General features: G+C 32.8%; 20 protein-coding genes and 1 pseudogene. 19 read left to right on the forward strand and 2 right to left on the reverse strand.

What is annotated here, in order from left to right:
- Window positions 1–14: 14 nt before the first annotated feature.
- The 16 genes and pseudogenes from ABH955_RS00105 to ABH955_RS00180 all read left to right on the forward strand — a co-directional run bounded on the left by ABH955_RS00105 (window position 15) and on the right by ABH955_RS00180 (window position 17,314).
- Window positions 15–1,573: pseudogene (locus tag ABH955_RS00105) on the forward strand (lipopolysaccharide biosynthesis protein).
- A gap of 334 nt (window positions 1,574–1,907) precedes the next feature.
- Window positions 1,908–4,142 carry a right-handed parallel beta-helix repeat-containing protein gene (locus ABH955_RS00110; RefSeq protein ID WP_404456517.1) on the forward strand — a complete coding sequence of 745 codons (2,235 nt, stop codon included), beginning with the start codon at window positions 1,908–1,910 and terminating at the stop codon, window positions 4,140–4,142.
- Window positions 4,143–4,758: 616 nt separating this feature from the next.
- On the forward strand, window positions 4,759–5,364 hold the full coding sequence (locus tag ABH955_RS00115; RefSeq protein ID WP_404456520.1) for a sugar transferase: 606 nt from the start codon (window positions 4,759–4,761) through the stop codon (window positions 5,362–5,364).
- Window positions 5,351–6,328 carry an ATP-grasp domain-containing protein gene (locus ABH955_RS00120; RefSeq protein WP_002165241.1) on the forward strand — a complete coding sequence of 326 codons (978 nt, stop codon included), beginning with the start codon at window positions 5,351–5,353 and terminating at the stop codon, window positions 6,326–6,328. Before ABH955_RS00115 ends, ABH955_RS00120 begins: the two co-directional genes overlap by 14 nt.
- A 1-nt stretch (window position 6,329) precedes the next feature.
- The gene (locus ABH955_RS00125; protein WP_016120646.1) at window positions 6,330–7,025 is read left to right on the forward strand and encodes an HAD family hydrolase; all 696 of its coding nucleotides are present in this window, start codon (window positions 6,330–6,332) and stop codon (window positions 7,023–7,025) included.
- A 30-nt stretch (window positions 7,026–7,055) separates the two neighbouring features.
- Window positions 7,056–8,219, forward strand: a complete 1,164-nt coding sequence (locus tag ABH955_RS00130) for an aminotransferase class I/II-fold pyridoxal phosphate-dependent enzyme (RefSeq protein ID WP_215590075.1) — start codon at window positions 7,056–7,058, stop codon at window positions 8,217–8,219.
- Between the two features lie 292 nt (window positions 8,220–8,511).
- Window positions 8,512–10,449 carry a lasso peptide isopeptide bond-forming cyclase gene (locus tag ABH955_RS00135; protein ID WP_404443883.1) on the forward strand — a complete coding sequence of 646 codons (1,938 nt, stop codon included), beginning with the start codon at window positions 8,512–8,514 and terminating at the stop codon, window positions 10,447–10,449.
- A gap of 15 nt (window positions 10,450–10,464) precedes the next feature.
- Window positions 10,465–10,590 (forward strand): paeninodin family lasso peptide, encoded by a 126-nt coding sequence (locus ABH955_RS00140; protein WP_000712620.1) that lies wholly within the window; start codon window positions 10,465–10,467, stop codon window positions 10,588–10,590.
- An 81-nt stretch (window positions 10,591–10,671) separates the two neighbouring features.
- The gene (locus ABH955_RS00145) at window positions 10,672–11,643 is read left to right on the forward strand and encodes an aldolase (RefSeq protein WP_404443886.1); all 972 of its coding nucleotides are present in this window, start codon (window positions 10,672–10,674) and stop codon (window positions 11,641–11,643) included.
- Complete coding sequence (locus tag ABH955_RS00150) at window positions 11,606–11,914, forward strand: lasso peptide biosynthesis PqqD family chaperone (RefSeq protein ID WP_404443889.1); 309 nt, start codon at window positions 11,606–11,608, stop codon at window positions 11,912–11,914. The genes ABH955_RS00145 and ABH955_RS00150 overlap by 38 nt, the downstream gene beginning before the upstream one ends.
- A gap of 36 nt (window positions 11,915–11,950) precedes the next feature.
- Window positions 11,951–12,424, forward strand: coding sequence for a lasso peptide biosynthesis B2 protein (locus ABH955_RS00155; RefSeq protein ID WP_404444318.1), 474 nt, complete (start codon window positions 11,951–11,953; stop codon window positions 12,422–12,424).
- 1 nt (window position 12,425) lies between these two features.
- Complete coding sequence (locus tag ABH955_RS00160; protein WP_404490789.1) at window positions 12,426–13,613, forward strand: nucleotidyltransferase domain-containing protein; 1,188 nt, start codon at window positions 12,426–12,428, stop codon at window positions 13,611–13,613.
- An 11-nt stretch (window positions 13,614–13,624) separates the two neighbouring features.
- Entirely contained in the window at window positions 13,625–15,424 is a 1,800-nt protein-coding gene (locus tag ABH955_RS00165; RefSeq protein WP_002128582.1) for an ABC transporter ATP-binding protein, read from the forward strand.
- A gap of 227 nt (window positions 15,425–15,651) precedes the next feature.
- Window positions 15,652–15,975 (forward strand): PadR family transcriptional regulator, encoded by a 324-nt coding sequence (locus ABH955_RS00170; RefSeq protein ID WP_002066545.1) that lies wholly within the window; start codon window positions 15,652–15,654, stop codon window positions 15,973–15,975.
- Complete coding sequence (locus tag ABH955_RS00175) at window positions 15,968–16,510, forward strand: DUF1700 domain-containing protein (RefSeq protein WP_404443897.1); 543 nt, start codon at window positions 15,968–15,970, stop codon at window positions 16,508–16,510. The genes ABH955_RS00170 and ABH955_RS00175 overlap by 8 nt, the downstream gene beginning before the upstream one ends.
- A complete protein-coding gene (locus ABH955_RS00180; RefSeq protein ID WP_404456526.1) occupies window positions 16,511–17,314 on the forward strand; it encodes a DUF4097 family beta strand repeat-containing protein in 804 nt (267 codons plus the stop codon).
- A 103-nt stretch (window positions 17,315–17,417) separates the two neighbouring features.
- Here ABH955_RS00180 and lexA read toward each other — a convergent pair whose 3' ends face one another.
- Window positions 17,418–18,032 carry a transcriptional repressor LexA gene (gene lexA / locus ABH955_RS00185; RefSeq protein WP_002087894.1) on the reverse strand — a complete coding sequence of 205 codons (615 nt, stop codon included), beginning with the start codon at window positions 18,030–18,032 and terminating at the stop codon, window positions 17,418–17,420.
- Window positions 18,033–18,173: 141 nt separating this feature from the next.
- On the opposite strand from lexA, the gene ABH955_RS00190 reads away from it, so the two are divergent.
- Together ABH955_RS00190 and ABH955_RS00195 are read left to right on the forward strand one after the other, a co-directional pair.
- Window positions 18,174–18,830: a YneB family resolvase-like protein gene (locus ABH955_RS00190; RefSeq protein ID WP_404490790.1), complete on the forward strand. Its 657-nt coding sequence runs from the start codon at window positions 18,174–18,176 to the stop codon at window positions 18,828–18,830.
- A 45-nt stretch (window positions 18,831–18,875) separates the two neighbouring features.
- Window positions 18,876–19,115 carry a DUF896 domain-containing protein gene (locus ABH955_RS00195; RefSeq protein WP_002014431.1) on the forward strand — a complete coding sequence of 80 codons (240 nt, stop codon included), beginning with the start codon at window positions 18,876–18,878 and terminating at the stop codon, window positions 19,113–19,115.
- A gap of 41 nt (window positions 19,116–19,156) precedes the next feature.
- Here the strand turns inward: ABH955_RS00195 and ABH955_RS00200 are convergent, their stop codons facing one another.
- Complete coding sequence (locus ABH955_RS00200; RefSeq protein WP_404443904.1) at window positions 19,157–20,740, reverse strand: bifunctional metallophosphatase/5'-nucleotidase; 1,584 nt, start codon at window positions 20,738–20,740, stop codon at window positions 19,157–19,159.
- A 185-nt stretch (window positions 20,741–20,925) separates the two neighbouring features.
- Here ABH955_RS00200 and ABH955_RS00205 point away from each other — a divergent pair, with 185 nt between their 5' ends.
- Window positions 20,926–21,864, forward strand: a complete 939-nt coding sequence (locus ABH955_RS00205; protein WP_404443907.1) for a phosphate/phosphite/phosphonate ABC transporter substrate-binding protein — start codon at window positions 20,926–20,928, stop codon at window positions 21,862–21,864.
- The last annotated feature ends 7 nt before the right edge of the window (window positions 21,865–21,871 follow it).

Genomic DNA, 21,871 nt, shown 5'->3' on the forward strand with positions numbered 1-21,871 from the left:
TAGAAGGTATTACGATGAGAATACAAAATTCCTTAAAAAATATTTTATTCGGTTTGTCTGGACAAATAATTAGTATTGGCATGGGATTTGTTGTTCGAACTGTTTTTATTTATACACTCGGTATAGAATATTTAGGTGTGGATGGGCTTTTTACAAGTATACTATTGATGTTTTCCCTAGCTAATTTAGGCTTTGATACAGCTATAATTTATAGTTTATATAGGCCATTAGCTGAGAAGGATATCTATAAAATACAGGCATTAATGAATTTATATCAAAAAGCATACAGATTAATAGGAGTAGTAGTCTTATTATTAGGGTTATCTCTATTACCATTTCTTGATTATTTAGTGAATGCAGATACTATGATTAAAGACATTAACATTATCTATCTTTTATTTTTAATAAGTTCGGTGTCATCATATTATTTTGTATATAAGCAATCTATTATTATTGCTGATCAAAGTAACTATATCATTTCTAAAATACACACTTTGTTCATAATTATATCTAACGCATTACAAATTGTTTTATTAATAATTATTAGTGATTACATTGTAGTACTGATAGTTCAATTAACATTGAAAGTAATTGAGAATGTATATATTGCAAATAAGGCAAATAAATTATATCCATTTTTAAAAGAAAAAAATAATGCGAAATTATCTAAGGCAGACAGACGAGAGTTTTTTGAGAATTTGTATTCCTTGTTACTATATAAAATTAGTGGTGTAGTAATTAATGCAACAGATAATATAATTATATCGAAATTCATTGGAATTATTTGGGTTGGTGTGTATTCAAATTATTTGTTGATCTTAAATACATTAAATACCTTATTAGGCTATTTGTTTTATTCTATCACTGCTAGTGTTGGAAATTTGAATGTGAAAGAAAATGCAGAAAAAAAATATTTTATTTTTCGTGTAATTAACTTTTTTAATTTTTGGATATATGGATTTTGTACAGTTTGCCTTTGGAATTTGATAAATCCATTTATAACACTCTGGTTAGGTGAGGAATATGTGTTTAATAAGTATGTATTATTTTTCATATTACTTAATTTTTTCACTTCAGGAATGCAAAATACAACTACAATTTTTAGAGAAACCACAGGTTTATTTAAAAAAGGGAAGTATAGACCTATCATAGCGGCAATTATAAATATTGTAGTTTCTATAATTCTCGCGAAACAAATAGGAATAGCAGGAGTGCTTTTAGGGACTGTTATTAGTAGATTATGTACTTACTTTTGGTATGATCCTTATATTATATTTAAAATGATTTTTAAAAAATCTGTAAAAGTATATTTTATTAGATATATTTTGTTTGTAGTGCTTGTATTATTTTCTGTTATAGCAACGGATTTTATTGGTTATATTTTTCACATAAATATATTTATGGACATGGTAATACGTAGTATTTTGTGCCTGATTATTCCGAATTTGATCTTTTGGATGGTATTTAAAGAGGCGGAAGAGTATAGATATTTCCTTAATTTAACCCGAATATTAATAAAAAAATAAAGTCGAAAATATTAACTCGGAAAGTTTCGAATGATAATTATCCATAAATTATTATTTTATTTTTTCCATATCACAGTAAAGAATGCTTTATTTACGGAAGAGATTTTAGGTTGTTCTGAAAATAATAGTAGGGGAGTTATGTATAAAGAGCATAGTGTCTTTTTAATAAAATTGTAAGTTTAAATAGTATAAATAAAAGGGTATTGAAATAAAAACAGCTAGTAAGAATAGATCTATTTAGGAAGGAGAAAGGAATTGTGAAAAGACTTTCTAAATAATGGATCTCTAAAAAAAATAAAAAGTGATGTTACTTCTCTTATATCCAATCAATTTACCTTATGAAACATAAGATGTAGAAAAGCAAAAAAGAGGTGTGAATTGATGTGGAGAAGAAGGGATAATCTTGGGAATTTGAATGATTTAGATTTGGTGTCCAAGCCTCCTTTTCATAATGACATTTTAACTTATGATAGTACGCAATTAAAATGGATTCCAAAATCATTTGAAGCTACAAATTCTACAAGTATATATGTATTAGAATTAGATAGATGGGATGTTAAGAATGATGGGACTGATGCTATCAATACTTCCAAAGGTATTAATAATGCTTTAGTTTGGGCGGCTCAACAAGGTTATACGGAAGTTGTGTTACCTAGAGGAATATATTTGATTGATAAACAAACACCCATCGAACCACCAAGTCATTTAACTTTGAATCTAAACGGTTCAACATTAAAAATGGAAACAAATAATTTGACTGGATATGCAATTATAAGTTTTCGTAGAAATCAAGTATATTCTAGGATAACAAATGGTATTATCCAAGGAGATAGATATACACATGATTATTCTAGTGGGGGAACACATGAGGCAGGGTACGGCATTGAATTGGGGAGTTTTACTCCACCTGCTGATGGGGGGAACAATACACGGTTTGTATCTTTAGATAATCTAGATATTTTAGATTGTACAGGAGATGCCATTACACTGAACAGTACTTTTGGGCAGATTTCACCTTTTCCTACAGCATTAGCAAGTTCATTTGAACAGGGAGCAATTAATACAACAGATGGTTCATTAGTAAGTAGTACAACAAAGATACGTTCCAATTTGCAAATTGATATGACCCAAGTGGCTATTGTAAAGTATGGTTACTTTGGATTATATGGAAATGGATTTGGAGCATTGGGTTCTGAAATAAAATGCGATTATTATGATGTCATTTTTTACACTTCAAATAATATATTTTTATCTTCAAAAACCAATGTACAATTCTTTGATGAAGTAGAAGTCCCTAATGGAGCAAGTTATGCTAAAATTGTTTTGCATCAAGGGAATGTTCCTGCTCCTGCAAATTGTTTAATAAATGTTCGGGTGCCTTCTTTTTCACAATATACTTATATAGAAAAATGTAATTTACATGATTGCCGTAGACAAGGGATTAGTGTATGTGGGGCAAAGAATGTATATATTCGAGATAATGATATTCATCACATCGCAGGTACCAATCCACAAAGTGGACTAGATATTGAAGATGGATATGATTTAAATCAATATATATACATTGAAAGAAATAATTTTCATGATAATAAAAATTATAATATTATTGTTGTAAATGGGAAATTTATCTATATATCGAATAATTCTATTATGAATACCATTTCAAATGCTTATGTTGGGCTATCTATTAATGGTGGTGCAGATAGGGTAATCGTAACAGGGAATAATATCCGATTAACCAAGGTCTCTTTGTTAGGAGATGTTATTTTTTCCAATAATTATGTATACGGAGCGCAAGTAAATGTTCAAGGTGTATATGTAAATCGACCTATTAATATATTAGATAATCATTTTTCTAATAGTAAAATGATTATTGATACCCCCTTTCCATATGCGGTTAAAGTTGATTCCTGTCGCTTTATAAACGATGCAGATAAACTAAATTCCTTGTCATCATTGTATCAGTGGACATTAGAGATGAAAAATGAGCCGCAAACTATCTCAAATTGTATATTTGAAGGACAAGACGTTTTGTATTTAAATTATGTACCAGTAGGAACAGTTAAATCAGGATGGATATTTGAAAATATTATATTTAATAATGTTAAAAACCCAACCTTAGTTGCAGGGACATATACAAATTGCTTTTTTAAGGACGTCACCTTTTTGGGGATAACAAGTACAGGAAGCACTTTAGAATTAAAAGATTGCAAGTTCTTTAGTATAGATAGAAATAACACGTTATTTACAGTGAATAACCTCAAAGCATTCAAGATGATGGATTGTCATATAGAAAAACCAAATGGTACGGTCTTGAATATTCAAAATGTATCTGATGAAATAGTGTTAGGGGGAAATACTATAAAAATTACAAATGATACTCTTCAGAGAGCTATTATTGTTTTGGATGCAGCGTTTACTGGTAAGCAAGTGATAATTCAAAATAATATTATAAATTCCACAAATTTGATGCAAGTTGGGATAGATAATAGAACAACGAGTATTACACCCCTAGTAGTAATTCAAAACAACGTGTTGAATAATGCGAAAATTACAATTACAGGGAGGGAATTTCTGCAAGGGAATATAGTTAATGGTGTAATAGATCCAAATTAATGCATGGTGATAATTAAATTTGAATAGTTTCAAAAAATTATGAGAAATGAAGTAGAGTGGCTCTTAATAAATATGTCCATAAAGTATTATATAATGGTACATGGAAGGATTTTGTCCAATGTAATTATTCGAAATAGTCTAATTCCTAATAGATAATAGGTTTATTGACTTTTAGTTACTACTATAGAATAGAGAAAAGCTATTATGTTTTTTATAAACATAATAGCTTTTTATTATTACGTTAACTGCATACTAAAAAATAGTGTGTAGGAGAATTTTTAAATAATAAATGGATTTTTTAATATACTACTAAGCGTTGTTTATAAAACTGTGTTTGTGAATATATTTTTTGAGATTTTTACAGTGTGTAATAGTCTCTTGGATAAGCATTTGGAAAAATATATTTTGCACCTATGTGTATTGCTTTCTTCTACTTATTAAGTTTTAAAGCTGTGTACTATAGAAAATGTTTGCAGGTGATAAGTAAAGAGAAATTGAATACAATTCTTTAATTACAACTTAAGAATACTTGATTTCAATCCGTAATGAATACTTTGTAGATTATTTAACTTTGGAAAAGCATTTGTAATAATTTAAGATGGGGGAATGATTGGTAATGAAGAGACTGTTTGATATCTTTATTTCTTTATTATTATTAATTTGCTTTTTTTTCGTTATTCTTTTAGTAGCAATTATAGTTAAAACTCAGATAGGATCACCCATTTTATTTAGACAACAACGTCCAGGGTTACATGGAAAATCTTTTTATCTTTATAAATTTCGTACGATGACCAATGAGCGAGATCGTAATGGGGAGCTGTTACAAGATCACGCTAGATTAACTAAAGTTGGAAAATTTCTTAGAAAATATAGTTTAGACGAATTACCACAATTAATAAATGTGCTAAAAGGTCAATTAAGTTTGGTGGGCCCCCGCCCATTATTAATAGAATATATGCCTTTATATTCGAAAGAGCAAGCTAAAAGGCATAATGTAAGACCCGGAATCACTGGATGGGCTCAAGTTAATGGAAGAAATAGTATCTCATGGGATGAGAAATTTAAATTAGATGTATGGTATGTTGAGAATCAAAGTTTTCTTTTAGATTTGAAAATTTTATATCTAACTTTTAGTAAGGTTTTAAAGTCGGAAGGGATAACAAATAATAAGCATGTGACTATGCCAGTTTTTAAGGGGGGAATCGAGCATGGGGGGGAATAAAATGAATATTTTGTTTACTAGTTCTGGTAGGAGGGTCACCTTAATTAAAAAATTTAAGGAAGTACTTAAACAAGAAGGAATCAAAGGAAAAATCTTTACTGCAGACTTAAAAGAAACTGCTCCTACCATTTACTTTAGCGATAAGCATTTTATTGTTCCGCGTGTAAATGAAGAGGGATATATAAATGAATTATTAAAAATATGTAAATCTGAAATGATAAATCTAATAATTCCGTTAATTGATACGGAATTAACCCTTATGGCTAATAATTCGAAGGTTTTCGAGGGTATTGGTGTAAAAGTATTAGTTTCTAGTATGGAATTAAATAAGATTGCTAATAACAAAAAATACACATATAACTTTTTTGCATCTAATAATATACCAACACCTAGAGTATATAGTGATGAAGAGATTGGAAGAAAAGAATATCAATTTCCACTATTAATTAAACCTTATGATGGCAGTTCTAGTAAAGGTGTAACAAAAATAATGAATGAAAAGGAATTGGAATTTTTTAAGGATTATATACCTAACGCTATGATACAAGAGTATGTTTCAGGAGAAGAATACACTATAGATGTCATGGTAGATTTCTGTGGGAATATAAAAACAATCGTTCCTAGATTGCGTATAGAGACACGAGCAGGTGAGGTAAGTAAAGGTATGACCAAGAAGGATTTTGATATCATCCAAGCAGCAGAAACTGTAATAAAAGCTCTTCCTAATCCTATTGGGTGTATTACTTTACAATGTTTTAAAAAGGAGGATGGACAAATTACGTTTATTGAAATAAACCCTCGTTTTGGAGGAGGAATACCACTATCAATAGAAGCAGGAGCGAATTTTCCACTTTGGACAATTAAAATGTGTCAGGGGGAAGTCTTTATAGATAAGGACTTTAATTGGAGAGAAAATTTAACAATGCTTAGATATGATGAAGCGGTTTTTATGGAGAGTATTTAAGATGATGATTAAAGCAATTGTTTTTGATATGGATGATACTTTATATAAAGAGAAAGATTATGTTGTAAGTGGTTTGAAAGCAGTGGATGATTGGATTAAAGAGAAGTATAAGAAAACCGGATTTTATAATATTGCAATTCAATTATTCGATTCGGGGGAAAGAAGGTTCGTGTTTAATGAAACACTAGAAAAGTTAAACATTCCTTACGATGAAAAATTGATTAGTAATTTGATAGAACAGTATAGGTTTCATAAACCAGATATTCAATTGTTGGATGAAGCGGATTGGGTACTAAATAATTTAGTTAATACCGTTAAAATAGGACTTATTTCAGACGGATATTTAGTTGCCCAAGAAAAGAAAATTAATGCATTAAAGTTAAAAGAGAGATTTCATTCGATAATTCTCACTGATGAGCTGGGAAAAGAATATTGGAAGCCGAGCCAAATTCCTTATGAAAAGATAAGTAAGGAACTACAGGTGCCTCATCAGCAATGTGTCTATATAGGAGATAATTTAAGTAAGGATTTTATAACAGCCAAGAAATTGAAATGGTTAACGATCCATATTAATAGAGAAGGTGGAATTCACCATAATCTTATAGTTGAGCAAGCTTATAAAGCACATTATACAATTGATAATTTAAGGAGATTATCTGATATATCTGTATTAAAGCATATGTTTTTAGATACATAGTATTTAAATATGTATAAAGGATGTGTTTACATGCACACAGTTCAGCATAAAAAGCGAATTTACCTTTCCTCTCCGCACATGAGTAGGAATGAACAAAAATATATTCAAAATGCATTTGATACAAACTGGATTGCCCCTCTTGGCCCAAATGTTGATGGATTTGAAAGAGAACTTGCATCTTTTGTAGGAGTGAAAGGTGGGGCTGCAGTTAGTTCAGGTACGGCTGCTATTCATTTAGCTTTGCGATTATTAGATGTCCAAAAGGGAGATACAGTGTTTTGTTCAAGTTTTACTTTTGTAGCGAGTGCGAATCCGATTGTTTATTTGGGAGCTGAACCAGTATTTATTGACTCAGAACCGGAAACATGGAATATGTCACCGAATGCATTGGCACATGCATTGTATGAAGCTAATAAAGTGGGGAAATTACCAAAGGCTATCATTCTTGTTCATTTATATGGTCAGAGTGCTAAACTAGATGAAATTCTTTCACTTTGTAATCAATATAATGTTCCTATAGTTGAGGATGCAGCAGAATCTCTTGGATCTACATATAAAGGAAAAGCAAGCGGTACATTTGGGAGGTTTGGGGTTTATTCATTTAACGGAAATAAAATCATTACAACTTCAGGTGGTGGAATGCTAGTTTCTAATGATGTAGAAGCATTAGAAAGAGCGAGGTTTTTAGCGACACAAGCAAAGGATCCAGCTCCACATTATGAGCATAGTGAGATAGGATATAATTATCGAATGAGTAATATTTTAGCTGGTATTGGTAGAGGACAATTAGAAGTGTTAGAAGATAGGGTGAGAGCTAGAAGATTTATATATAAACGGTATTATGAAGCGCTATCTCACATGCCAGGATTTTATTTTATGCCTGAATTAGAAAATACTCGCTCTAATCGTTGGCTTACTACATTGACAATTGATGAAAAGGAATCCGGGATCTCTATTGGGAAATTGTTGAGAACTTTAGCAGAAGAGAATATTGAAGCGCGTCCTATGTGGAAGCCACTTCATATGCAGTCGCTCTTTAAAGAGAAGAAGTATTATCCGCATAGTAAAAATGAAGATGTGTCGCATTCCTTATTTCAAAGTGGAATTTGTTTGCCTTCAGGATCTAATATGTTAGCTGAAGATCAACAAAGGGTAATTCAAAGCATTTTAAAAGCAGTAGAATGGAAGAATTAAAAGAAAAGTAAGTAAAATTGGAATTAGATTTGTATATGTACCACTATCTGTTCTTTATAGTGAATTCTAAAGGGGATTGTTTGGGAACATTCAGTTTCAATTGATATAAAAAAGAGATGATTATAGGTTTTAAATATTTATATCTTGGTCTGTAAGTAAATTAAAGCATGTAATTGAGAAAGTAATAAAACAAATAACTTTGTTCGTTAAAAAGAATGATAAAGGGGTATGTTTAACGAATTTAATATATAAATAGTATTTGTAGTTACTTTCCATATATTAGGAGGAAGAAATGAGCGCTATAACTGGTATTATTCACTTTACTAATGAACCTGTATCAATTGAACATGGCACACGATTAATGAGTGATTTACAAAAGTACCCTGCTGATGATATTCAAATATGGCACAAAGAAAATGCTTTCCTAGGATGTCACGCACAATGGATTACGCCAGAGTCAGTTGGTGAACAATTACCCTTCTATAATTATGAAAAGCAACTGGCAATTACAGCAGATGCTATTATTGATAATCGTCATGAGTTATTTAAAAAATTACAAGTAGATTATGCGGATAGAAAGAATATGACAGATAGTGAATTAATTTTACTTTCTTATCAAAAATGGGGGGAAGCGGCTCCAAAATATTTGGTAGGCGATTTTGCCTTTATGATTTGGGATGAGAAAAAACAAATTCTTTTTGGAGCTAGAGATTTTTCGGGAAGCCGGACACTTTATTTTTATCGTGGTGAGAAAAAGTTTGCTTTTTGTACTATTATAAATCCGTTATTTTCTCTACCATATGTTGAGAAGAAATTAAATAAGCAGTGGATTGCTGAATTTTTAGCTATACCTGTAAATTTCGAATCAGTAGATCCACAGTTAACAGTTTATAAATATATAGAACAGGTGCCTCCATCCCACACTATTTTGGTAAAGGAAGGCAAAGTAAAGTTTTCGCGATACTATACACCAACTGCTGGGAAAATGCTTAATTTAAAATCAAATGAAGAGTATGAAGAGGCGTTTCGAGAGGTGTATCAAAGTGCAGTGAAGGCACGTTTACGAACACATCACCAAGTAGGAGCTCATTTGAGCGGAGGGCTAGACTCAGGGTCTGTCGTTAGCTTCGCTGCAAAGGATTTACGTGCTGAAAATAAAAAGTTACATACGTTTAGTTATGTCCCTGTAACAGGATTTGAAGATTGGACACACAAAGGTAGAATTGCTGATGAAAGGCCATTTATTCAATCAACTGTAGAGCATGTAGGGAATATACAGGATTATTATTTAGAATTGCCAGAGAGAAGCCCACTATCGGAAATTGATGATTGGTTGGAAACGATGGAGATGCCATATAAATTTTTTGAGAATACTTTTTGGTTGAGTGGAGTTTATGAAAAAGCATCTCAGCATGGAATAGGAGTACTCCTTAGTGGTCAAAGGGGTAATTGGACAGTATCATGGGGGCCTATTTTTGATTACCAGGCAATGTTGTTGAAAAAGCTACATTGGATTCGTTTTTATCGTGAACTATATTTGTATAGTAAAAATATAGGAGTGAAAAAATCACGTGTTTTTGAAGTGGTAAGAAGAAAGGCTTTTCCGTTTTTGTATCAGTTACTTTCTTCAGAGGAACAAGATGTTTTCCCCACAATAATCAATCCGGAATTTGCTAAAAAAATGAATGTTTTTGATAGACTCAAAGAACAGGGCGTTGATATAACAGGTACTTCTATCGCAAATGCATATGACATGAAAAGAGAACAGTTTGAAAAACCCTATTATTGGAGCATAAATGGAACGTATGAAACGAAATTGTCGTTACGCTATGCTTTATGGGATCGTGATCCTACAAATGACTTACGGATTATTCAATTTTGTTCGTCAGTCCCGGAAGAACAGTATGTTCAAAATGGTTTAGATCGATCCCTTATCCGGAGAGCAACAAAAAAATTACTCCCTGATAAAGTACGATTAAATCAGTGTATTCGAGGTGTTCAAGGTGCAGATGGTGTTTACCGTATGGCTCCTTTTTGGAATGAATTCATTGAAGAAGTTGAAGAACTTAGTGTAGATCCAGTAATTTCTGAATTTCTAAATGTAGAGGTAATTAAGAAAGCTATCTCAAAAATTTGTAAAGAACCTCGACCAGAATATGCATTTGATTTAGATTTTAGAGTTTTAATGCGCAGCTTAATATTCTATCGATTTATAAAAAAATTAATATGAAAGGAGGTGATACGTATGAAAAAGGAATGGAAACAACCTGTATTGGAAGTACTTAATATTAATATGACTATGGCGGGACCTGGGCATAAACTTCCTGATGCTGTTCAACCTGATCCAGATGATGCGGTGAAGTATAGTTAAATCATTAGAAAAATAAAGCTCTTATATAGTTTATCTTATATATAAGAGCTTTCAAAAAATTGACAATGTGGGGTGAATAGGATGATTGATTCGATGGGAAATGTGTTATACAAAGCCTTCGGGTTAAAGATAGTAAGTGAAATTCCATTACCTGAATTGTCTCAGCTGAATGAAAAGAAAGAGATGGCAGATATTCAAATAGAAATGACTGATCTATCTGAACGATGGAGTGGATATAACGAAGAGCAGCAAAGAACAATTGTAGTGGAAGATGATGTAGTTATGTTTCATGTTCCTCAAACTGCAATATTTTCTGTCCAAGCGGGTGAGAAAATCATTTTTTCACCTATGCCAGAGGCTGAAGAAAATAAAATACGACTATATATCCTTGGAACTTGCATGGGAGCACTATTAATGCAACGCAAAGTACTTCCATTGCACGGAAGTGTGATTGCTATAGATGGGAAAGCATATGCTTTAATTGGTGATTCAGGGGCTGGAAAATCAACTTTAGCCTCGGCTTTTTTGAGTAAAGGATATCAGTTTTTAAGTGATGATATAGTTGCTGTGACTCTTTTATGTAAGAATACCCCAATAGTTCATCCGTCTTATCCACAACAAAAATTATGGCAAGAGAGTTTAGATGAGTTTGGAATGGAAATAACGCAATATAGCCCTTTGTTTGAAAGGGAAACGAAGTATGCTGTTCCTGTGAATTCTCAATTCTTTCCTGATCCATTACCTCTTGCTGGTGTTATTGAATTAGTAAAAGCACAGGGAGAAGATATCGAGATGACCCGTATAGAAGGGCTTGCACGCTTGTATAAATTATACCGCCATACTTTTAGGAGTTCTTTGATTTCTAAATTAGGATTGATGGAATGGCATTTTGAAACGTCATCTGATATTGCAAGCGGAATGGAAATGTTTCAATTAAGTCGCCCGACTTCAAGATTTACAGCTCATGAGCTTGTGCAAATTATTTTAAATACTATACAGAAAGGGAGTATGGTTGATGGTTGTTCATTCGAGAAAAATATCATTAGAACATAACGTTGTCCAAAGTAAAGGTAATATAGTAAGCGATATGGATGGAGAAAAAGTTATGTTAAATGTCCAAAAAGGAAATTACTATAACTTGGGTGAAATAGGCGGAGAAATATGGGAGCTTATTGAAAATCCAGTAATAATTAATCAGCTTGTTACTATGCTAGTATCTAACTATGATATTGAACGAAAAGATTGTGAAGAGCAAGTTCTTTCCTTTTTAGAGTGTTTGTTTCAAGAAGGGTTAATTCAAATAAAAGATCAGCCTAATAGATAGATTCGTAATTTCAAAAGAACTGTTAGGAAGGGATTAATAAATATTGTGAAAAGGTTAAGGATGTTTTTATCACTAAACATGAAAACAAAGCTCTTATTTTTAGAGGCTTTTATTTTTTTAGGATGGGCACGTGTACTAAAAAATATTACATTTTCCAAAGTTGCACCTTCTTTAGGGAATTACATGAGTGAAACCTCAAGTACTCATATTCAACCGCACGGAGATACGCTAAAAAAGGTGTCCGAAGCAATTTCTATTATGAGTCGTTATACTTTTTGGGAAAGTCAATGTCTCGTTAAAGCTATAGCTGGGATGAAAATGCTTGAAAAACGTCACATTGAGAGTACTCTTTATTTAGGAATGGCTAAGGATAATAGTGGGGAACTAATTGCACATGCATGGTTACGTAGCGGTTCTTTTTATGTTACTGGATCGGAAGGAATGGAGAAATTCACTGTCGTTGGATCATTTGCAAAGAGGCTAAGTGAGAACACTATTAAAGGAGAGTAAAATGGAGAAAGATTTTGGTCTTAATGTAGAGTTCATGTCTAAGGAATTGAAACTTCTTTTTGCAATTTTGAAGTTACAAGATGACGAAACAATGCAAACTTACAGTAATGAATGGTTTTCGGATATTGATTGGGAAGTATTTCTTGAGCAAGCCGTGCATCATCGCGTTTATCCGGTGATATATCAAAAACTTAAACAGGTGGACAAGGAGCTGATTCCTTCACATATTGTACAAACCTTGACTAGAAAATATAAAAGAAATACATTTCAAATGCTTTATTTAAGTGCTGAAATGGAACGAATAAATAAATTATGTAATGAAAATGAGATTCGTACGATTTTTCTAAAAGGGCCTGTACTATCTCAGGACTTATATGGAAATCTTTCTTTACGAACATCCTGTGATTTGGACGTTCTCATCCCTATTCAAAATTTAGAAAAAGCAGAAAAACTACTTTTAGAGCAAGGGTATGTGAAAGATGATTATATTCAAACGATATTAAGTGATTGGAAATGGAGGCATCACCATATAACATTTTTCCACCCAACAAGGCGGATCAAACTTGAAATTCATTGGAGATTAAATCCCGGACCGGGTAAGGAACCTGGGTTTGAAGAGCTTTGGAAGCGAAAGAGAAAAAGTACACTTACGAGTAATTCGGTATATATGTTAGGGAAGGAAGACTTATTTTTATTTCTTGTATCTCATGGTGCCAGACATGGTTGGTCCAGGCTACGTTGGTTAGTAGACATAAAAAAAATTGTCGATCAAGATCTTAATTGGAGTGAGATTCATAAATTAATGAGAAAATATCAAATGCTTCATTTAGGAGGACAAGCGTTAATTTTGGCATCTCAATTGCTAGGTGTACGACTAGATGAAAGAATGATGGAATTAGTAACTAAAAAACATTCAAAGCAGTTAGCGCAAGAAGCGTTGTTTTATTTCAAGCAAATGATAAACTTGCATACCGATCCTGTTCCTGAAGAAGTACTTGCTTATCATAGTAGGCATTTATTTTCACTGATGTCTAATCAGCAAAAAATTTTATTTATTATGAGCCAACTCTATCCTTATCCGATTGATGCAAAAACATTGCCGTTACCTAAATTCCTTCATTTTTTATATTTTCCTTTACGTCCGTTTCTATGTCTTTGGAGGAAAACAAAGAAGCTTGCTTTGTCATAGGGGGAACATCGATGAATCATATTATATATTTTATGAAGAAATTATATTCTTCTGCAGGGAAAATTCTGTATGTGAATTTGTTTGGTATGGTTTTAATAAGTTTACTTGAAGGGATAGGTATTATTTTATTAATTCCTATGATAAGTATGGCTGGAATAATTAATATAGGTGAGGAGACTGCTTTTATTGCACCTGTTTATAGATTTTTGCAGGATTTCCCTAAAACAACAAGCCTAATTTCTATTTTAGGTATATATATACTAATAGTGTTAGGGCAAAATCTATTACAACGAAACATAACGCTAAGGGATGCGAGAACGCAACAAGCTTTTGTACGAGAATTAAGAATAGAAACATATAGTATGATTCTAAAAGCGAAGTGGAGTTTTTTTTTAGAGAAAAGGAAAACAAATCTAATAAATATATTAACTACAGAATTAGCTCGCGTAAGTTATGGGGTTAATTTAATTTTACAATTGTTAGCTGTTATTCTGTTTACATTCATACAGGTGGGGCTTGCGTTTTTATTATCTCCCCAAATAACTATATTTGTTTTGGTCTTTGGCTTATTATTCTTAGTAGCTTCTCGTGCTTTTATAAAAAAAGCACGAATACTAGGCGGTAAGACCTCGAAATTAGCACAAGACTATCTTTCTGGTATAACAGATCATTTTAATGGAATTAAAGATATAAAGAGTAATACTTTGGAAGCATCACGTTTAGATTGGTTACAATCTATAACAGAAAAGATGAGTAATGAACAAATGGAGTATATGAGAATAAGGTCGAACTCTCAATTGTTTTATAAAGTTTCAATGGCTATTTTAATTGCATTTTTTATATTATTATCAGTAAGTATATTTAAAGCTCAACCCACCCAATTACTATTAATCATACTCATCTTTTCGAGACTATGGCCACGATTTATGACAATTCAGTCAAATTTAGAACAGCTTGCTGCAAGCATTCCTGCTTTTAAGTCATTATGGGACTTACAAGGGGAATGTAATGAAGCAATTGAAATGCAGGATATACATCAGCAAAAACATATAAAGCCGATTTGTATAGAGCAGGGTATTGAATGTAAGGGTATTTATTTTCGATATAATAAGAAGGAGCATTTGTATGCACTTCAAAATATTAATGTGAAAATACCAATCAATAGTATGACGGCTATTGTGGGACATTCGGGAGCTGGGAAGAGCACATTAATCGATGTTTTAATGGGATTGATTCAGCCAGAGAAAGGTCAAGTATTAATAGATGGAACTCCTCTTACAAGTGAAAATTTATTGTCATTGAGACGGGCTATTAGTTATGTGCCACAAGATCCTTTTTTATTTAATGCAAGCATAAGAGAAAATTTATTGATGATTGAGCCGAATGCGAGTGAAGAACAAATTTGGACTGCATTAGATTTTGCGGCGGCAGCTGAATTTGTACGAATGCTTCCAAAAGGGCTTGATACTCTCATTGGAGATCGTGGAGTGAGACTTTCAGGTGGTGAACGTCAACGACTTGTACTAGCTCGAGCTATTTTAAGACAACCATCCATTTTAGTATTAGATGAAGCTACGAGTGCATTAGATACTGAAAATGAAGTAAAAATTCAATCAGCAATAGAAAGGTTGAAAGGAACGATGACTATTGTTGTTATTGCGCATCGGTTATCTACGATCCGCAATGCAGATCAAGTTATTGTTTTAGGAAAAGGTGAGATTGTTCAAAAAGGTGAATTTAATCAATTGGCTAAAGAGAGAAAAGGTGTATTTCGAAATTTATTAGGGTCACAAATGGAAGTGGGTTCATAGAGGAGAAAGATTGAATGAAATCTTGTATTATTGTAATTCGAGTTGAATGATAGCCCGGATAATGGTCAGTTACAAAAGGTCTTATTCGGGCTTTTATATTTGTGTTTTCTAAATTTAGGGAATAAATATAATTCAGTACCTTGCAATAAACAATACTAAGTGGTATATTATGGATAAAATAGCTACCGTTTATTGAACAGTACTAAAATGAGAAAGGGGGATTGTCCTTGAACGTTCAGTTTAAAAAAGGTGTGTTAGAACTGTGTGTATTGGCACTTGTAAAACGTAAGGATTGTTATGGATATGAACTTGTTCAGCAAATCTCTAATAAATTTTTAATATCGGAAGGTTCTGTATATCCGTTATTACGTCGTTTAACGAAAGAGGGATATTTTCAAACGTATTTAAAAGAATCCACGGAAGGACCGCCCCGTAAATATTATCAACTAACAGAGCAAGGAGAGATGCAACTTACTTTATTAGTAACAGAGTGGCGTGATTTTGCTAAAGGTGTTCAAGAAATTATTGAAGGGGTGGAATGGGATGAGTAAAGAACGGTTTCTTAAAGAATTATCAAGTCATCTTAGAAAGTTACCAGAAGAAGAGCGACAAGATATTTTATTTGATTATGAAGAGCACTTTCAGTTTGGGATGGAAGAGGGGAAAACTGAATCAGAAATAATAAAGGGACTTGGCTCTCCGAAAGTAATTGCGAAAGACTTGCTTGCTTTGTATCGCTTTGATGAGATGAAAAAGGATCCATCGACTTCGAATATAACAAGAGCTGTCATGGCAGCGGTTGGACTTAGTTTGTTTAATTTTATTATTGTGTTAGGCCCGTTAGTTGCAATTATAGCTTTTATATTTTCCTTTTGGGTCGGTGGGATTGCTAGTGTAGTGACACCATTTTTCGTTATTGTAAAAGTATTTATGGGCACTTTTATATGGTTGGATCTTTTCGTTAGTATAACGTTTGTCGGAGTAGGTTTGTTGTTATGTATTGTAGCTTATTATAGTACGAAGTGGTTTAAAAGATTATGTGTACGCTATGTAGTCTGGAACTTCAAAATGATAAAAGGGGAGTAGATGATGAAAAAGATATTATTAGTAGCTATCGCTTGTATCATTATTGGAGTAATAGGGATTTCACAAACATATGAAAAAGCAGTACAAACTGCAGAAAAAGGAGATAAAGAGGACGTAATTAAAAACGAAACGCTAAAAAATGTAGAAGTTAAGTTAGATGCTGGAGATATTGTTGTCCAAAAATCTCCTGATTCCTCTTTTTATGTAAAGCAAAAAGGAGACGTAAGTAAACAGGAGATTCGTATTGCTGAAGATGGTGATACATTAAAAATCATAGGGGAAATAGAAAAAGGTGTTTCATTTGATTTTTCATTTTACAATTTCGGATTTCAAACGCCTACATTGACTATATTAGTACCTGAACGTTCTTATCAAGAGATAAAAGTAAATTCATCCGCTGGACAAATAGAAATAAGTAATGTGAAAAGTGACCGCGTAAGTGTTGAAACACTCGCCGGAGAAGTGGATTTGAAACATGTAACAGCAAAGAGTGTGGAGGGGTCTACAAAAGCTGGTGAGGTGAATTTTAAAAAAGTAACAGGGAAAGTAACAGCAAAAACGGCTAGTGGGGATATAGATATTATTGATCATGATTCTAAATATGATTTAGAGGTAAGTTCAACTGCTGGAGATGTAGATATTACTTTATTGGAAAAACCACAAGATGCAGTTATAACTGGGCAAACTGCTGCTGGAGACGTGACAATTTTTAATGAAGACAATAAAAATATAACGATTGGTAGTGGTAGTAAAAAGATTAGCGGTAAAACCGCTGCTGGAGATGTTACTATTGAAACGCGTTAATAATTAATGAAACGCATTCTTTTGAATGAACGGAAATCTATCAAAATATAAAAAGAAGATAATTACCTATATAAATAAGGGAATTATCTTCTTTTTATTATTTTTAATGTAAATCACGATATACGCCAATTACTTTTCCAATAACTGACACTTGTTTTAAAATAATAGGTTCTAGTGAAGAGTTTTCCGGTTGTAGACGGAAATGATCTTTTTCTTTATAGAAACGTTTAACAGTTGCTTCGTTATCTTCTGTTAAAGCAACTACAATTTCACCGTTGTATGCAGACTGTTGTTGGCGAACAACAACTAAATCACCATCAAAGATACCGGCTTCAATCATGCTATCTCCAGAAATGCGTAACATAAACACTTGATCTGCTCCAGCAACGATACTAGCTGGAAGTGGGAAGTGATCTTCTACACTTTCGACTGCTGTAATCGGTAAACCGGCAGTAACTTTTCCGATGATTGGAACTTGAATAACAGATTGTGTTTCCGTTCGGTTGTCACCTAAAATTTCAATTGCGCGTGGTTTTGTTGGATCGCGTCGAATATATCCCTTTTCTTCTAGTCGTGATAAATGTCCGTGCACTGTAGAACTAGAAGCAAGGCCGACTGCTTGACCGATTTCACGTACGGAAGGTGGATATCCTTTTTCTTGTACTTTTAGCTTAATAAAGTCGAGAATGTCTTGCTGGCGTTTCGTTAACTTTTCCATGTTTTCTAACACCTCGTTTTCTTTCATTTTTCTTATTATTAAGTATAACATGCGAAAAAACATTCTACAAACATAAGTTCGAACGAAAGGCAAATTTATGATACACTATAAGGAAAATATAGTGAGAAAGAAGGGTTCAAAATGAATGCAATTATTTATGCACGTGTGAGCACAACAAAAGAAGAACAGGAAACATCATTATTGCGTCAAAAAGATGAATTATTGCATTTAGCTGAGCGCTATCAAATGGATGTTACAAAGGTAATTGAGGAGCAGGCTAGCGGTTATACAATTGAACGTGATGGCATATTAGAAGTGCTAGATACAATTCGAGATGAACAAGTTGATGTACTACTTATACAAGATGAAACGCGTCTTGGTAGAGGAAATGCAAAGATTGCATTAATGCATTGTTTACATAAAGAGGGGATAAAAGTTTATACGCACACGCATAGTGGTGAATTACAGCTTTCAGATTCTGATTCGATGGTGCTAAATATAATTGGGATCGTTGAAGAGTATCAAAGAAAGATCCACAATTTAAAAATTAAACGTGGCATGCAAAGAGCAGTGGAGAAAGGATTTCGTCCAGAAAATAATTTGAAAAATCGTCATTTAAGCGTAGGACGTGAGAAAAAAAAAGTGCCAATTGAGGAAATTGTACGTTTGCGCCGGAATGAATTAACTTTTGAAGAAATTGCAGCAACACTTCGTGGTTTTGGTCATGATGTTTCAAAAGCAACTGTACATCGAAGGTATGTAGAATATACAAAGCAATTGCTTGATAAAGAGGAATAACTATTGTATGATAATAATCAGTTTTGAGTAGAAGGGGGATTCGAGATGCCAAGTCAAGAACTCATTGAACGCATTAACTTCTTAGCGAAAAAAGCAAAAGCTGAAGGCTTAACTGAAGAAGAACAACGTGAGCGCCAATCGCTTCGTGAACAATATTTAAAAGGATTTCGTCAAAATATGTTAAACGAATTAAAAGGAATTAAAGTCGTTAACGAAGAAGGAACGGACGTTACACCGGCGAAATTAAAAGCTTTAAAAAAGCAGGATAATGCAAAATTAAATTAAAAGATGGGCATAGCCCATCTTTTTTTTATTCGTTAAAATTGTTATTTAATAACTTTCCAGTTTTCATTTTTCGTTGCTTCTATCCTTTTATGCTTCAATATATAGTTAGCGATAAGTTCAGACATATCTGTTGGTATGTCTTTTACTACTGGTTTATTTTGAAACATAAAGAAGTTCCCGCCACCGCTTGCACGATAATTATTCATAACAACGTCATATTCTTCATTTATATTAAGAGGAGCGCCTTTATACTGCAAAGACTCTACTCTCTCTCCAATTGGTTTTGAAATGTTTAATACATACGAAATCCCTTCCCACATATCGTAATTATAGTGTTGTGGTTTTGGTTCTATATAGGTAGGGTTTACGATGATGGTTCCATCTGCTTTTAATGTGAAATAAGAAGCAGAGAGTTCGAGAGCATTTTTTATATCCGCTCCGGTTATTCTAATTACTTTTAATGTATTTGGATAAATATAATTAGAAACGATGTCACGCATTGTTACATGTTTCGGGAAACCTGGAGATGTATTATGAAACAAACTTGTACAAGAAATTGAAACATTAGCTATATCCATCTGTATTTTATTTATGAATTCAATAAAAGGATGGTCTTGCAAACGTGTTTGCATAGCATCGGAAATTTGCATATCCCCATAAATTATTCCAATAGGTTTATCAAGCCAATTTTGTGTTTTCTCTTCATAATTGGCAACCAAGGAAAGAACATCTTGGTCTGCCGCAATTCCTTGTACGGGCAATAACTCTGAATAACTCTCTTTTTTCACCCATTTTTGTTCTGCTTTTTCGAATGTTACTGTTACTTTTCCAACTGAGTGTCCATTGCATCCGGTCTGTAAAATTGTTACACCATTAATCACGGTGTGAGCGATTTCTCGGTGTTGGTGGCCTGTTAGTAAAATATCTATGCCTTCAATTTCATGGCACATTGCATATCCTTGGTTTTCACCTGTTAAAACTTCAGTCGGTACTCCGGTTTGTAAATCACGTTCAAATCCCCCGTGATAGGCTACGACTAGTAAATCTGATTTTTCATGTTTACGGATGTAAGAAACCCATTTTTTTGTTGTTTCAAATGCATCTTCAAATTGTAAATCTTTAATATGATGTGCTTGTTCCCAATGGGGGATGTAATGCGTTGTCACCCCTAAAATAGCAATTTTTATATTTGATTCAATATGTTTTATTATATATGGTTTTCCGAAATAAGGTTCTTTTCTGTTTTTATCTAAAATGTTTGCTGATAGATAAGGGGAATTTGCAGTAGTCACAGCATTATTTAATATATCCATTCCGTAATTAAATTCATGATTTCCGATAATTGCAATGTCATACTCTAAGTAGTTGGCTAATAAGGACATTGGGTTTTCCATATCTTTTTCGTATGTAGCGTAATGATAAGTAAATGGTGTTCCTTGAATGAAGTCCCCGTTATCAATCAGAAGAACGTTTGCATTTTGAGAACGTTCTTTTTTTATGAGAGTAGAAATTTTAGCTAAACCAATTTCTGCTTTGGAGTTATCTTGGTAGTGAATTGGATACACAGTACCATGTACATCGCTTGTTAATAAAATATTTAAAGTTACAATTTGATTTTGATTCAACGCCATTCACCTTTTCTATAGTTATCTTTCAATTAATCATATCAAATATATGAAAAGAATTTTAATGTGAATGTATAGAATGTGTAAAGATTCTGTAAATAAGCAATTATTTGTAAAAGTATGTGATATATTTCTTCATGTTTATGGAAGGTTATTTTATAACAACGAAAAATGGAGGCATTAACATGTTGAAAAAAGTTTTTGCAATGAGTACAACAGTTGTACTAGCAGCGGGATTATTAAGTGGATGTGGAACGAAGGAATCAAGTGCAAGTAAAAATGAAGATACGAAAAAAGGTTATGTACCGAAGACACTAAATGTTCAATTTGTTCCTTCTCAAAATGCAGATACGTTAGAGGCGAAGGCAAAACCATTGGAAAAGCTATTAAGTGATAAATTAAATATTCCGGTAAAAGTTAGTATTTCAACGAATTACAATACAATTGTAGAAGCGATGGCATCTAAGCAAGTAGATGTAGGCTTTTTACCTCCAACAGCGTATGTGTTAGCGCATGAGAAAAAGGCTGCAAACGTAATTTTACAGGCGCAACGTTTTGGGGTAGATGATGAAACTGGAGCTCCCACAAAGGATTTAGTAGATGTTTATAAATCAGAGTTTGTTGTTAAGAAAGATTCTAATATTAATAGTGTAAAAGATTTAAAAGGTAAAAAAATTGGCTATCAAGATGTAACATCATCAGCGGGTTATGTATGGCCTGCGGCTGTATTGTTAAAAGAGGGAATCGATCCGCTAAAGGATGTGAAACCTGTTACATTAAAAGGTCATGATCAGTCACTTATTGCTCTTTTAAATGGTGATGTAGATGCAGCTGTTGTATTCCAAGATGCTCGTAATATTGTAAAAAAAGATTATCCGAATATATTCGATCAAACGAAAATAGTAAAATTTACGGAGAAAATTCCAAACGATACGATTTCTGTACGTTCTGATTTAGATGCAGAGTGGAGCAAGAAATTACAGGATGCTTTCATTGAAATAGGAAAGAATGAGGGAGGGCACAAAATCATTAAAGAAGTATACTCACATGAAGGATACGTTAAATCTGATGATAGTAAATTTGATATCGTTCGTGAATATGGAAAGAAAGTGAAAACGCAATAATACATAT

This window comes from Bacillus sp. RC240 (assembly GCF_044907945.1).
In the GTDB taxonomy this organism is placed as follows: domain Bacteria; phylum Bacillota; class Bacilli; order Bacillales; family Bacillaceae_G; genus Bacillus_A; species Bacillus_A mycoides.